Raw genomic sequence first — 13,146 nt, 5'->3', positions numbered from 1 at the left:
GAGGCCGGGCGACCCGAGGGCCGCCCGAACCGAGCTTCAGGCTGCGAGCGAGCGCAGCACGTAGGGCAGGATCCCGCCGTTGCGGAAGTATTCCAGCTCGTCCAGCGTATCGATGCGGCAGGTCAGCGGCACCTCCTGCTTGGTGCCGTCGGCCGCGGTGATCTCGGCCGTCAGGGTCTGGCGCGGCTTCAACTCGCCGGCGAGGCCCTTGATCGTGACGGTCTCGTCGCCCTTGAGCCCGAGCGAGGCCCACGAGGTCTCGCCCTGGAACACCAGCGGCACCACGCCCATGCCGACGAGGTTCGAGCGGTGGATGCGCTCGAAGCTCTCGGCCACGACCGCGCGCACGCCGAGCAGCTTCGTGCCCTTGGCCGCCCAGTCGCGCGACGAGCCGGTGCCGTACTCCTTGCCCGCGAAGACCACGAGCGGGGTGCCGGCTTCGGCGTATCTCTGCGCCGCGTCGTAGATGTACATCTGCTCGCCCGAGGGCTGGAACAGGGTCCAGCCGCCCTCGACCACCTGGCCGGCGGGATCGCGTACCATCTGGTTCTTGATGCGGATGTTGGCGAAGGTGCCGCGCATCATCACCTGATGGTTGCCGCGGCGGGTGCCGTACTGGTTGAAGTCCTGCACCCGGACCTGATGCTCCTGCAGGTAGGCGCCGGCGGGCGAGGCCGCGCGGATGTTGCCGGCCGGCGAGATGTGATCGGTGGTGATCGAGTCGAGGAACAGGCCGAGGATGCGGGCGTCCTGGATGTCGGTGATCGGCGCCGGCTCCTTCTGCATCCCCTCGAAGTAGGGCGGGTTCTGCACGTAGGTGGAGCCGCCGTTCCAGGCGAAGGTCTCGGCCTCGGTGACCTCGACCCCCTGCCAGTTCGCGTCGCCGGTGAAGACGTCGGCGTAGCGCGACTTGAACAGCGCCGAGGTGATGTTCGCCTCGATGAACTGCGCCACCTCGGCCGTCGTCGGCCAGATGTCCTTGAGGTAGACCGGCTGGCCGTCCGAGCCGGTGCCGAGCGGCTCGGTGGTGATGTCGATCTGCATCGAGCCGGCGAGGGCGTAGGCGACGACGAGCGGCGGCGAGGCGAGGTAGTTCGCCCGCACGTCGGGGTTCACGCGGCCCTCGAAGTTGCGGTTGCCCGAGAGCACCGCCGCGGCCACGACGTCGTTGTCGTTGATCGCCTTCGAGATCGCGGCCGGCAGCGGGCCGGAATTGCCGATGCAGGTGGTGCAGCCGAAGCCGACGAGGTTGAAGCCCAGCGCATCGAGCGGCTGCTGCAGCCCGGCCTTCTCGAGGTACTCGGCGACGACCTGCGAGCCCGGCGCCAGCGAGGTCTTCACCCAGGGCTTCGAGCGCAGGCCCTTGGCCACCGCGTTGCGGGCCAGCAGCCCGGCGCCGATCATCACCGACGGGTTCGAGGTGTTGGTGCAGCTCGTGATCGCCGCGATCACTATGTCGCCGTGGCCGATGTCGTAGTTCGCGCCCTCCACCGGGTAGCGCTTGGCGATGTCGGCCGCCTTGCGGAACTCGGTCTCCATCGAGCCGGCGAAGCCGGGCTTGGCGGCGTCGAGCAGCACCCGGTCCTGCGGGCGCTTGGGGCCGGCGAGCGAGGGCCGCACGTCGCCCATGTCGAGCGCGAGCGTGTCGGTGAAGACCGGGTCGGGGGTCTGGGCGTCGCGCCACATGCCCTGCGCCTTGGCGTAGGCCTCGACCAGCGCGATGCGCTCGTCGGTGCGGCCGGTGACCTTCAGGAAGTCGATGGTCTTGCGGTCGATCGGGAAGAAGCCGCAGGTCGCGCCGTATTCGGGCGCCATGTTCGAGATCGTGGCGCGGTCGGCCACCGCCATCTCGTCGAGGCCGGGGCCGTAGAACTCCACGAACTTGCCGACCACGCCCTTCTTGCGCAGCATCTGCGTGACGGTGAGCACGAGGTCGGTGGCGGTGGTGCCCTCGGGCAGCTTGCCGGAGAGCTTGAAGCCGACGACCTCGGGGATCAGCATGGACAGCGGCTGGCCGAGCATCGCGGCTTCCGCCTCGATGCCGCCGACGCCCCAGCCGAGCACGGCCATGCCGTTGACCATGGTGGTGTGCGAATCGGTGCCGACGAGCGAGTCGGGATAGGCGATCTCGGAGCCGTCCGAGGCGTCGGGGTCCCGCTTCGTCCACACGGTCTGCGACAGGTACTCGAGGTTGACCTGGTGGCAGATGCCGGTGCCGGGCGGGACCACGGAGAAGTTGTCGAACGCCGACTGGCCCCACTTGAGGAAGGTGTAGCGCTCGCCGTTGCGCTCGTATTCCAGCGCGACGTTGTCGGCCAGCGCCTTCGGCGTGCCGAACTCGTCGACGATCACCGAATGGTCGATCACGAGGTCGACCGGCACCAGCGGGTTGATCTTCTGCGGGTCGCCGCCGAGGGCCACCATCGCGTCGCGCATCGCGGCGAGGTCGACGACGGCGGGCACGCCGGTGAAGTCCTGCATCAGCACGCGGGAGGGGCGGAAGGCGATCTCGGTCTCGGTCTTGCCGCGGTTGTCGACCCAGGCGACCGTCGCCTCGATGTCGCCCTTCCTGACCGAACGGTCGTCCTCGTAGCGCAGGAGGTTCTCGAGGATCACCTTCATCGAGAACGGCAGGGCCGTGGAGTTGGCGAGCCCGTTCTTCTCGGCCTCGGGGATCGAGTAGTAGGTGTAGGTCTTGCCCGCCGCCTGAAGCGTCTGTCGGGACTTGAAGCTGTCGATGGAAGCCACGGCTGGTCTGATCCTCGCTGGCGTTTGTCGAACACGCGCAGGCATAACCCGCGCCACGAAACCGGTGTTCGGCCTGACTGCGCTCGCAGGGAGCGCGCGCCGCCCCGGGGGTGCCCGGGCAGGAGGGTGCGCGAGGAGCGAATTGGACGCTCGAAGGTCGCGCGGCGCAGCCTGGGGACCGTATAGAACGATTCGAATCTGCCCGCTACCGGGTCGCGGGTGACAGTGCCGCGAGGCTGTCCGCCCGCGTCCTCGGTCCCGTCCGGCTCAGGCGGCGGCTTCCGGCGCCGGGCCGCCGAAGCAGCGCCGCACCGCCGCCCAGAACGCGGCCTGCTCGTCCGCGGTGCAGCGCGCGACCCGCGCCTCCACCATCGCGCGGCCGGCGAGCGCGTCGGGATCCCGGGCCATCTCGGCTTCGGTGCGGACCCGCGGGTCGTTCACGCGCAGCTTCGCGGATTGCGACGGCTTGGTCATGGCGACATCCTCCGTGTCGGCGGTGCGTCCCGGCGTCCCACGATCGCGGAACGCCGCTTGCCCGATGACGGTGAGGTTGCGCGGCTCCTTCGTCTTGCGCAATCGGGCAAGGCGGCGCGGGTGCCGTGGGCTCGTCGTGCAAGAGGGCTTGGTGCCGAGAATGGACGGATGCGCGCCGCCATCGTAAGCCTGACGCGCCTCGGAGACTTCCATGCTCGCCCTCGACCTGCCGCCGGAGATCGAACGCCGCCTCGACGCCCTGGCCCGACGCACCGGCCGCAGCGCGGACGATCACGTGCGTGAGGCGATCCAGGACCACCTCGACGAGATCGAGGACGTCGAGCTCGCGGAGAGCCGGGTCGCAGCTCTGAAAAGCGGCGAGAGCCGGACCGTCACGCTGCAGGCGGTGATGGATCGGCATGGCTTGTCGGATTGAGTTCGAACGGTCCGCGGAACGCGAACTCGATAGGCTCGATCGTGAGGCCGCCGCGCGGATTCTCCGTTTCCTGCGGGATCGCCTGTCGCCCCTGGACGATCCGAGAAGCCTCGGTGAGGCGCTCAAAGGTTCGCGGCTGGGCGGCCTCTGGAAATATCGGGTCGGCGATTACCGGATCATCGCTGCGATCGACGACGCGACCGTCAGGGTCGTCGTGGTACGGATCGGCCACCGGCGCGCGATCTACCGGTAGATCGAAGCGTTTCATTCTCTGAACAGGCAACCTTCGTGCGGCTGACCGTCGATGCCCTCTGCTGCCGCCGCTCGGGGCGAAAAATCTTCTCCGGGCTGACCTTCGCCATCGGCCCGGGCGAGGCGATCACCGTCACCGGCCGCAACGGCGCGGGCAAGTCGAGCCTGCTCGCGATCCTGTCCGGGCGGCTGCGGCCGGATTCGGGCCGGCTCACCGTCCACGACATGGGCGAGGCGGCCCTGCCCGAGTGCCTGCACGCCGTCGGCCATCGCGACGGGCTGAAGAGCAGCCTGACGGCGGCCGAGAACCTCGCCTTCGCGCAAAGCCTTCTCGGGACGAAGCGGCTGAGCCCGCGGGCGGCGCTCGACCGGCTCGGCCTCGCCCACGCGCTCGACCTGCCGGTCGCCTACCTGTCCGCCGGGCAGCGGCGGCGGGTGGCGCTGGCGCGGCTCCTCGTCTGCGCGCGCCCGCTCTGGCTCCTCGACGAGCCGACGGCCGCCCTCGACACCGCCTCGCAGGGCGTGCTCGCCGGGCTGATGGCCGAGCACCGGGCGGCCGGCGGCCTCGTCATCGCCGCCACCCACCAGGCCCTCGGGCTCGAGGACGCGCGCAACCTCCACATCGCGCAGGCCGCCCCGCGGGCGCCCGAGCCGGCGGACGACGCGGAGGAGGCGTGGGCGTGATCCGCATCCTCGCAGCCCTCGTCGCCCGCGACCTGACGCTGGCCTCCCGCGTCGGCGGGTCGGGCATGCTGTCGCTGGTCTTCTTCCTGATGATCGTGGCGCTGGTGCCGTTCGCCCTCGGGCCGGACCTCAACCTGCTTTCGCGGATCGGCCCGGCCATCCTCTGGCTCTCGGCGGTGCTGGCGACGCTGATCGGCCTCGACCGGCTGTTTCAGGCCGACGAGGAGGACGGCTCGCTGGACCTGATGACCGCCGCGCCGGTGCCGCTCGAGATCGTGGTGCTGGCCAAGGTGATCGCGCACTGGATCACCACCGGGCTGCCCCTGGCGCTGGCCTCGCCGCTGTTCGGCCTGCTCGTCGCGCTCGACGGGACCGCCATGGCCGCGACCGCCCTGACGCTGCTCGTCGGCACGCCGGCGCTGACCTTCGTCGGCGCGGTCGGCGCGGCGCTCACCGCCTCGATCCGCCGGGGCGGCCTGATCCTCGCCGTGCTGGTGCTGCCCTTGATGATCCCGACGCTGATCTTCGGCGTCTCGGCCGCGCAGTCGGCCCTCGGCGGCACCGTCCCCTTCGCCACCCCGCTGATGATCCTGTCCGGCCTCAGCCTGATCGCCGCGCTGGTCGGCACCTTCGCGGCGGCGGCGGCCCTGCGCTGGTCGGAATAGAGGGCGGGACGCTCGCACAAGAGATCGGAACGGTCGTGCAATTTCCTTTGCGCCGCACTGCCTTATCAGACGGCTGGCAGCGGCGGCGCGACGGGTTCGGCCGCCCTGTCAAGCTCGATGGGGACGTAACGATGAAGACCCTGATGTCCGCGCTGCTCCTGACGCTCCTCGCGACCGCTCCCGCCGCCGCGGCCGGCGCCTTCGCCGTGGACACCGAGGAGGGCCAGAAGGCCGGCGACGAGGGCTACGGCATCGGCTGGGGCGATTCGCGCGAGGCCGCGGGCGCCGCCGCGATGCGCCAATGCGCCAAGATGGGCAACGACAACTGCAAGGTCGTCGCCCGCTTCGACGCCTGCGGCGCCTACGTCTCCAATCGCACCACCTACGGCGTGGGCTGGGGCCGGACCGAGGCCGCCGCCAAGGAGATGGCCTTCGACAAGTGCCCCAGCTGCAAGCTCGTCCTCTCCGAGTGCGAATGACCGTTCCACCCTGCGACGCCGCACGACGGATCGGCGGCTTGCCGAGGTGATCGATCGCCGCGTCGGCCGACCGGGCTCACCGGACGGCGCATGCGGCGACATCGACGCCTGCGCGCGTCGAGGGCTCATGCCGCCGGTGCCCGCGCCGAGCGAGGCTGCGCCAGACGTGCGCATTGCCGCTGCACCGCACCCCGGGCTAAGACATCGCCCATGTCGACGCCCCTGTGGACGCGCCTGTCCAACCCGAGTCACTTCATGCGCTGGTCCGGCACGCTGGTGCCGTGGCTCGCCGCGATCTCGACCGCGATCCTCGCGCTCGGGCTCTACCTGTCCTGGTTCGTCGCCCCGCCCGACTACCAGCAGGGCGAGACCGTGCGGATCATGTTCATCCACGTGCCGGCGGCCTGGCTCGGGGTGTTCTTCTACGCGTCGATGAGCCTGTCGGCGATCGGCACCCTGGTCTGGCGCCATCCGCTCGCCGACGTGGCGCAGCGCGCCGCCGCGCCGATCGGGGCGGCCTTCACCCTGATCTGCCTCGTCACCGGCTCGCTCTGGGGCAAGCCGATGTGGGGCACCTACTGGGTCTGGGACGCGCGGCTCACCTCGATGCTGATCCTGTTCCTGATCTACTGCGGCATCATCGCCCTGTGGCGGACGATGGAGGACCCGAACCGGGCCGCCCGCTCCGTCGCGATCCTGACGCTCGTCGGCGCGATCAACCTGCCGATCATCAAGTTCTCGGTGAACTGGTGGTCGACCCTGCACCAGCCGGCCTCGATCCTGCGCATGGGCGGCTCGACCATCGACCCGTCGATGCTCTACCCGCTGCTGGTGATGATCGGCGCCGCCACCCTCGGCGGCACCACCCTGCACCTCTATGCCATGCGGACCGAGATCATGCGCCGGCGCGTGCGGACCCTGACGATCCGCGAGGCCGAGCGCCTCGATGCCGGGTCGACCGTGACGACCTCGGACGCCGGGCGCGACCTGCCGCTCGGCCAGGCCGTCTGATCGCGAGACGCGCCCGCGTGCGGCGCGCCCCGCATCCCGGAAGGAGACGCGGCCCATGAAGACGGTGAGAACCTGCCTCTGGTTCGGCACCGATGCGGAGGCGGCGGTGCGCCGCTATGTCGGGCTCGTGCCCGATTCCCGCATCGATCACATCCAGCGCGCGCCGAGCGCGTGGCCGGGCGGCGCCGCGGGCGACGTGATCCTCGTCGCGTTCACCCTCGGCGGCCAGAGCTTCCAGGCGCTGAACGGCGGCACGCCGGTCGAGTACGGCACGGCGGCGTCGATCTCCGTCTCCTGCGCCGATCAGGCCGAGGTCGACCGGCTCTGGGCGGGCCTGACCGCCGACGGCGGCACCGCGATCATGTGCGGCTGGCTCCGCGACCGCTGGGGCATTCCCTGGCAGGTTGTGCCGGAGGTGCTTCCCCGCCTCCTGGCCGACCCGGACCCCGCCGTGTCCGCCAGGGTCTTCTCGGCCATGCAGGGCATGATCAAGCTGGACGTCGCCGCCCTCGAGCGGGCGGCCCACGCATGAAACCGATCCGGATCGCCTGAACCCATGACCTTCGACCTCGGCAGCCACGGCGGCTTCATCCTCGCCTCCTACGCGTTCACCGCCCTGGTGATGGCGGCCCTCGTCCTCAACGCGATCCGCGACCGGCGGGCCCAGAGGCGGGCGCTGGCCCAGCTCCAGCCGGAGGATCGCCGGTGAGCGTCGAGGCCCCTCCGGAGCCGGTCCGCCGCTCGCTCCTCGTCGTCGTCCCGGTGCTGGCCTTCGCGGTGCTGGCCGGCGTGTTCTTCCTGCGCCTGCGCTCCGGCGTCGATCCGGCCGCCCTCCCCTCCGCGCTGATCGGCAAGCCGGTGCCGAGCTTCGCGCTCCCGGCGGTGCCCGGCCTGACCGCGGACGGCAAGCCGGTGCCGGGCCTGTCGAGCGCCGACCTGAAGGGCGGCGTCACGGTGCTCAACGTCTGGGCCTCGTGGTGCGCGCCGTGCCAGGTCGAGCATCCGATGCTGATGCGGCTGGCGCGCGAGCCCGGCATCCGGCTCGTCGGGATCGACTACAAGGACGCGGCCGAGAACGGGCGCCGCTTCCTCGCCAAGAACGGCGTCCCGTTCCAGGCGGTGGGCCACGACGAAACCGGCCGCGTCGGCATCGATTTCGGGGTCTACGGCGTGCCCGAGACCTTCATCATCGGCCCGGACGGCGTGATCCGCGACAAGCTCGTCGGCATCGTCACGCCGGAGAACCTCGCGGACGTGATCGCCAAGATCCGGGCGGCCGGGAAGGTGGCCGCGAAGTAGGAAGGGACGGTCCTCACCGGCCCGGGCGGGCCGTCCGCCGAGCCGGCGGCGCCGGTTCGGCTTGCGCCCGATTCAAGCGTCGGTCTTCTTGCGCTCGTAGCGCGTGAGCAGGGGCGTCTGGGCCAGCGCGAACACCACGGTCAGCGGCATGATGCCGAAGACCTTGAAGTTCACCCAGAAATCCTCGCTCTGGGTCCGCCACACCACCTCGTTGATCAGTGCCAGCGCGAGGAAGAACAGGCCCCAGCGGAAGGTCAGCTTCCGCCATCCCTCCTCGGTGAGCGAGAACACCGAGTCGAGCACCACCGAGAGCAGGGACTTGCCGAAGGCGAGCCCGCCGAGCAGCACCAGGCCGAACAGGGTGTTCACGATGGTGGGCTTCACCATGATGAAGGTCTTGTCCTGCAGATAGAGGGTCAACCCGCCGAACACGACCACCACCACGCCCGAGACCATCGGCATGATCGGCAGCCGGCGCACCAGGGCGAAGTGCACGGCGAGCGCCAGCACCGTCGCCGCGATGAACACCCCGGTCGCCACGAACAGCTTCTGATCGGCGGCGACGCCGAAGCGCTCGGCATAGGCGTTGCCGAGGAAGAAGATCACCAGCGGCCCCATCTCCAGGGCGAGCTTCAGGGCCGGCGGCAGGTGGCGGTGCGGGGGGACGGATTCGATCTGCATGCGTCTGGCCAGGGAATCCGAGCGGTCCGTCACGTCCCCGAACGGTCCGTCACGTGAGGGCGTCTCTATCGACGGGGAATGGTGAGGTCTACCGGAGGCGATCGGCCTCAGCCCTTCTCCAACCCCGCGATCGCCCGCGCGAAGTCCCGTGCCGCGAACGGCTCCAGGTCGTCGACGCCCTCGCCGACGCCGATGAAGTGGATCGGAAGGCCGAACTTCGCGGCGAGCGCGATCAGGATGCCGCCGCGCGCGGTGCCGTCGAGCTTGGTCATCACCAGGCCCGAGACCGGCGCGGCCTTGGAGAACAGCTCGACCTGCGACAGCGCGTTCTGGCCGACGGTGGCGTCGAGCACCAGCAGCGTGGCGTGCGGCGCTTCCGGGTCGCTCTTGCGCAGCACGCGGATGATCTTCTCGAGCTCCGCCATCAGGCCGGCCTTGTTCTGGAGCCGGCCGGCGGTGTCGATCAGGAGCACGTCGGTGCCCTCGGCCTTGGCGCGCTTCAGGGCGTCGAAGGCCAGGCCCGCCGCGTCCGCGCCCTGCGCCCCGCTCACCACCGGCGTGCCGGTGCGCGCACCCCAGACCTTGAGCTGCTCGATCGCGGCCGCGCGGAAGGTGTCGCCCGCCGCCAGCATCACCGAGCGCCCTTCCGCCTTGAGGCTGAGGGAAAGCTTGCCCAGCGTCGTGGTCTTGCCGGCGCCGTTCACGCCGATCATCAGGACCACGAACGGCTTCTTGGCGGCGTCGATCACTAGGGGCTTGGCCACCGGCTCCAGCGCGCGCTCGACCTCGGTCGCCAGGATCGCCCGGACCTCGTCGGGGGAGATGCCCTTCTCGTAGCGGCCCTTGCCGACGGCCTCCGAGATCCGCGTCGCGGTCTCGACGCCGAAATCCGCCTGGATCAGCGCGTCCTCCAGGTCCTCCAGGGTGTTGGCGTCGAGCTTGCGCTTGGTGAACAACCCGGTGACGCGGTCGGACAGGGCCGAGGAGGTCCGCTTCATGCCCGAGGTCAGCCGGGTCCACCAGCCGCGCTTCTCCGGCTCCGCCTCGGCCGGCGCCGCGTCGTTGACGGCGTCGTGGGCGAGGGAGGCGGCGACGTCGACCGGCTGGATGTCGGGCGCGCTGGCCGCCGCACCGGTCTCGGTCTCGGTCCCGGTCGCCGGTTCCCGGGCGACGGTGGTGGCGTCGGCCGGCCCCGCGCCGTGGGCGGAGTCGTCGCCCGCGGTGCCCGCCGGCGGCGTCTCGGGCTCGCCCTCGATCGGTTGCAGGTCTGCGCCCTCGGTCGCGTCGGGCACCGCGTTGCGGTTGGGGTCGACCGGCGACGGCTCGGCCGGCGGCAGCGGCACGTGCGCCACGTCGTCGGCGCCGGTGGCGAAGTCCGGCTGGCCCTCCGCCGGCGAGGCGGGCGAGTCCGCCGGCGGCTCGGGGGCTTCGGTCGCGCCCTTGCGCCCGAACAGGCGGCCGAACCAGCCCGGCTTCTCGTCTTGACTCATGTCGTCCTTGCTCCCGCGCCCCGGCACCGTTAGCCGGGAGGCATGTCGTCGCCCGCCGCTATCCACCCTGACATAGGCGCGCGCCTGCTCTACCGCGATGCCCTGGTCCTCGTCATCGACAAGCCTGCGGGTTTGCCGGTGCATCCGGGCCCGAAGGGCGGCGAGACCCTGACCGACCACCTCGACGGGCTGCGCTTCGGCCTGCCGCGGCGCCCGGAGGCCGCGCACCGGCTCGACCGCGACACCTCCGGCTGCCTCGCGCTCGGGCGCCACGCGCAGGCGCTCGCCCGCCTGAACAAGCTGTTCGCCGACGGGCGGGCCCGGAAGGCGTACTGGGCCCTGGTCGAGGGCGGCCCGACGGAGGAGACCGGAAGCGTCGACCTGCCGCTCGCCCGGCGCTCGAGCGATCCGCGCTCGTGGTGGATGAAGGCGGATCCCGCCGGCGATCCGTCGCTGACGCATTGGCGCGTGCTCGGCCGGTCCGGGAGCCAGGCCTGGCTCGAGCTCGTGCCGGTCACCGGCCGCACCCATCAGCTTCGCGTCCACTGCGCCGCATCGGGGTTTCCGATCGTCGGGGACCCGATCTACGGCACCGCGCCGCGCCACGGCGGACCCGGCCTGCAGCTCCATGCCCGGCAGCTCGCCCTGCCGCTCTACCCGAAGAAGCCGCCGGTCGTCGCCGAGGCGCCGGCGCCGGAGCACATGCGGAGCGGGCTCCTCGCCTGCGGCTGGACCGCCTGAGCGGGCGGGGTGCGCAGCCGACGGCCTGCGATCAGGCGGCGAGCAGCGCCCGGCCGTCGTGGCCCAGGATCGCTACCGTCCGGATCGTGCCCGGCTCCGCCGTGAGCCGCACCGGCGTGAAGCCTTCCGTGCGGCCGATGCCGCCGCGCTCGGCCAGCACCCGGTGCGAGCGCCCGACCTCGCCGTCGAGGTGGCGGACGAGGGCTGCCGCGCCCGCCGCGCGCAGGCGGGCGGCGCGCCCCCGGACGATCTCGGGGGCCACGGGCGGCATCCGCGCGGCCGGGGTGCCCGGCCGGGGCGAATACGGGAAGACGTGGAGATGCGTCAGGCCGCATTCCGCGACGAGGTCGAGGGAGCGGGCGAACTGGTCCTCGGTCTCGGTCGGGAAGCCGGCGATCAGGTCGGCGCCGAACACCGCGTCCGGCCGCAACCGCCGCACCTCCCGGCAGAAGCGGATCGCGTCGGACCGCGCATGGCGCCGCTTCATCCGCTTCAGCACGAGGTCGTCGCCGGCCTGCAGCGACAGGTGCAGGTGCGGCATCAGCCGGGGCTCGTCGGCGAGCGCGCGCATCAGGGCGTCGTCGGCCTCGATCGAGTCGATCGAGGACAGGCGCAGGCGCGCGAGGTCCGGCACCGCGGCGAGGATCGCCAGCACCAGCGTGCCGAGGCTTTCGGACGCGCCGGCGAGGTCGCGGCCGTAGGCGGTGAGGTCGACGCCGGTGAGCACGACCTCGCGGCCGCCATGGGCGACGATGCGCGCCACCTGATCGATCACCGCCGCGGGCGCCACCGAGCGCGAGTGCCCGCGCCCGAACGGGATGACGCAGAAGGTGCAGCGGTGGTCGCAGCCGTTCTGCACGGGGACGAAGGCGCGGGTGTGCCCGGCCACGCCCGCGATCCGCGTCGGCGCGGCGTGGCGGGCGGCGAACACGTCGCCCACGGCATCGCGCGGACGGTCGGGGTCCGGCCCCCATGCGGCGGGGGAGAGCTTGTCGCCGTTGCCGACGAGGCGGGCGACCTCGGGCATCGCGGCGTAGGCCGCGGTCTCGATCTGCGCGCCGCAGCCGGTGACGACGATCTCGGCGCCCGGCCGCTCGCGGTGCAGGCGGCGGATCGCCTTGCGCGCCTGCCGCCCGGCTTCCGTCGTGACGGCGCAGGTGTTGACCACGACGAGGTCGCGGTCGCGCGATGCCGCCTCGGCATGGCCGCGCATCACCTCGGCTTCGACGGTGTTCAGCCGGCAGCCGAAGGTCAGCGTCTCGACCGCCATCAGGCGGCGTCCTGCGTGAACAATTCGGGGGCGAAGCGGCCTTCGGCGACGAGGCAGACCGGGCCGGTCATCAGCACGTGGTCGTCGGCGCGCCACTCCACGAACAGCTCGCCGCCGGGCAGGCTCACGGTGGCCTGCCGGCCGATCATCCGCAGGCGCGAGGCGGCGACCACGGCGGCGCAGGCGGCCGTCCCGCAGGCGAGCGTCAGCCCGGCGCCGCGCTCCCAGACCCGGAGCTTGATCGCTTCCCGCCCCCGGACCTGCGCGATCGAGATGTTGGCGCGCTCAGGGAAGATCGGGTGGTTCTCCAGCATCGGGCCGATCTGCCCGAGGTCGAACGTGTCCGGGTCGCGGTCGGTGAAGAACACCGCGTGCGGGTTGCCCATGTTCACCGCGCCCGGCGAATGCAGGATCGGGTCGTCGATCGGCCCGATCTGCAGCTCGATCCGCCGCGTGTCGGGAAAGGGGTCGCGCAGCGGGATCTCGTTCCAGGCGAGCCGGGGGCGGCCCATGTCGACGGTGAAGGAGCGCTCGGCGACGCGCTTCACCTCGACGCGGCCGGCATCGGTCTCCAGGACCAGCCGCCCGGTCTCGACGGGGCGCGCCATGGCCGGGTCGTCGAGCATCGCGTAGGCGACGCAGCGGGTGCCGTTGCCGCAGGCGCCCGATTCCGAGCCGTCGGTGTTGTAGATCCGCATGAACGCGTCGGTGCCGCGGCTTCGCGGATCGTGCAGCACCATCAGCTGGTCGAAGCTCGAGGACGGGTCGGCCGCGATGGCGCGCGCCTCGGCGGCGGCGACGCGGACGCCGCTGCCGCGCAGGTCCAGCACCACGATCGCGTTGCCGGCGCCGTGCATCTTCAGGAAGCGTCTGTGGGCGAGTGCGCTCATGCGGCCATGGTGGTTCGAGCTGCGTC

Annotated in this window: 16 protein-coding genes; 10 read left to right on the top strand and 6 right to left on the bottom strand. The window is 71.7% G+C overall.

The genetic code is table 11. The features are described from left to right. Positions 1-36 precede the first annotated feature (36 nt). A complete protein-coding gene (gene acnA / locus ACFZ8E_RS10850; RefSeq protein ID WP_405042759.1) occupies positions 37-2,748 on the bottom strand; it encodes an aconitate hydratase AcnA in 2,712 nt (903 codons plus the stop codon). A 267-nt stretch (positions 2,749-3,015) separates the two neighbouring features. Beyond that, on the bottom strand, positions 3,016-3,222 hold the full coding sequence (locus ACFZ8E_RS10845) for a hypothetical protein (protein WP_147727329.1): 207 nt from the start codon (positions 3,220-3,222) through the stop codon (positions 3,016-3,018). 211 nt (positions 3,223-3,433) lie between these two features. Between ACFZ8E_RS10845 and ACFZ8E_RS10840 the strand changes: the two genes are divergently transcribed. The 9 genes from ACFZ8E_RS10840 (at position 3,434) to ACFZ8E_RS10800 (ending at position 8,048) form a co-directional block, all read left to right on the top strand. After that, the gene (locus ACFZ8E_RS10840; protein ID WP_147842505.1) at positions 3,434-3,658 is read left to right on the top strand and encodes a TraY domain-containing protein; all 225 of its coding nucleotides are present in this window, start codon (positions 3,434-3,436) and stop codon (positions 3,656-3,658) included. Next, the gene (locus tag ACFZ8E_RS10835; RefSeq protein ID WP_147727319.1) at positions 3,642-3,911 is read left to right on the top strand and encodes a type II toxin-antitoxin system RelE/ParE family toxin; all 270 of its coding nucleotides are present in this window, start codon (positions 3,642-3,644) and stop codon (positions 3,909-3,911) included. The genes ACFZ8E_RS10840 and ACFZ8E_RS10835 overlap by 17 nt, the downstream gene beginning before the upstream one ends. A gap of 35 nt (positions 3,912-3,946) precedes the next feature. Next, positions 3,947-4,594 carry a heme ABC exporter ATP-binding protein CcmA gene (gene ccmA, locus ACFZ8E_RS10830; protein ID WP_147842504.1) on the top strand — a complete coding sequence of 216 codons (648 nt, stop codon included), beginning with the start codon at positions 3,947-3,949 and terminating at the stop codon, positions 4,592-4,594. Further along, entirely contained in the window at positions 4,591-5,259 is a 669-nt protein-coding gene (gene ccmB, locus ACFZ8E_RS10825) for a heme exporter protein CcmB (protein ID WP_243947618.1), read from the top strand. The genes ccmA and ccmB overlap by 4 nt, the downstream gene beginning before the upstream one ends. 131 nt (positions 5,260-5,390) lie before the next feature. Continuing rightward, positions 5,391-5,738 carry a DUF4189 domain-containing protein gene (locus tag ACFZ8E_RS10820; protein WP_243947616.1) on the top strand — a complete coding sequence of 116 codons (348 nt, stop codon included), beginning with the start codon at positions 5,391-5,393 and terminating at the stop codon, positions 5,736-5,738. A gap of 210 nt (positions 5,739-5,948) precedes the next feature. Then, on the top strand, positions 5,949-6,749 hold the full coding sequence (locus ACFZ8E_RS10815) for a heme ABC transporter permease (RefSeq protein WP_243937409.1): 801 nt from the start codon (positions 5,949-5,951) through the stop codon (positions 6,747-6,749). A gap of 55 nt (positions 6,750-6,804) precedes the next feature. Next, complete coding sequence (locus tag ACFZ8E_RS10810; protein ID WP_243947607.1) at positions 6,805-7,281, top strand: VOC family protein; 477 nt, start codon at positions 6,805-6,807, stop codon at positions 7,279-7,281. Positions 7,282-7,305: 24 nt separating this feature from the next. Continuing rightward, the gene (ccmD, locus tag ACFZ8E_RS10805; RefSeq protein ID WP_147728614.1) at positions 7,306-7,458 is read left to right on the top strand and encodes a heme exporter protein CcmD; all 153 of its coding nucleotides are present in this window, start codon (positions 7,306-7,308) and stop codon (positions 7,456-7,458) included. After that, entirely contained in the window at positions 7,455-8,048 is a 594-nt protein-coding gene (locus tag ACFZ8E_RS10800) for a DsbE family thiol:disulfide interchange protein (protein WP_147728613.1), read from the top strand. The genes ccmD and ACFZ8E_RS10800 overlap by 4 nt, the downstream gene beginning before the upstream one ends. Positions 8,049-8,120: 72 nt before the next feature. Here ACFZ8E_RS10800 and ACFZ8E_RS10795 read toward each other — a convergent pair whose 3' ends face one another. Then, on the bottom strand, positions 8,121-8,729 hold the full coding sequence (locus tag ACFZ8E_RS10795) for a septation protein A (RefSeq protein ID WP_147842500.1): 609 nt from the start codon (positions 8,727-8,729) through the stop codon (positions 8,121-8,123). 107 nt (positions 8,730-8,836) lie between these two features. Continuing rightward, the gene (gene ftsY, locus ACFZ8E_RS10790; protein WP_405042758.1) at positions 8,837-10,219 is read right to left on the bottom strand and encodes a signal recognition particle-docking protein FtsY; all 1,383 of its coding nucleotides are present in this window, start codon (positions 10,217-10,219) and stop codon (positions 8,837-8,839) included. 42 nt (positions 10,220-10,261) lie between these two features. Between ftsY and ACFZ8E_RS10785 the strand changes: the two genes are divergently transcribed. Continuing rightward, positions 10,262-10,960, top strand: coding sequence for an RluA family pseudouridine synthase (locus ACFZ8E_RS10785; RefSeq protein WP_147844766.1), 699 nt, complete (start codon positions 10,262-10,264; stop codon positions 10,958-10,960). A 31-nt stretch (positions 10,961-10,991) separates the two neighbouring features. Here ACFZ8E_RS10785 and mtaB read toward each other — a convergent pair whose 3' ends face one another. Beyond that, positions 10,992-12,230, bottom strand: a complete 1,239-nt coding sequence (mtaB, locus tag ACFZ8E_RS10780) for a tRNA (N(6)-L-threonylcarbamoyladenosine(37)-C(2))-methylthiotransferase MtaB (RefSeq protein ID WP_147862866.1) — start codon at positions 12,228-12,230, stop codon at positions 10,992-10,994. After that, positions 12,230-13,120, bottom strand: coding sequence for a diaminopimelate epimerase (dapF, locus tag ACFZ8E_RS10775; protein ID WP_147860055.1), 891 nt, complete (start codon positions 13,118-13,120; stop codon positions 12,230-12,232). The genes mtaB and dapF overlap by 1 nt, the downstream gene beginning before the upstream one ends. Positions 13,121-13,146 lie beyond the last annotated feature (26 nt).

The organism is Methylobacterium sp. HMF5984 (assembly GCF_045033435.1).
Classification (GTDB): Bacteria; Pseudomonadota; Alphaproteobacteria; order Rhizobiales; family Beijerinckiaceae; genus Methylobacterium.
This window is presented reverse-complemented; position numbering and strand designations above follow the sequence as displayed.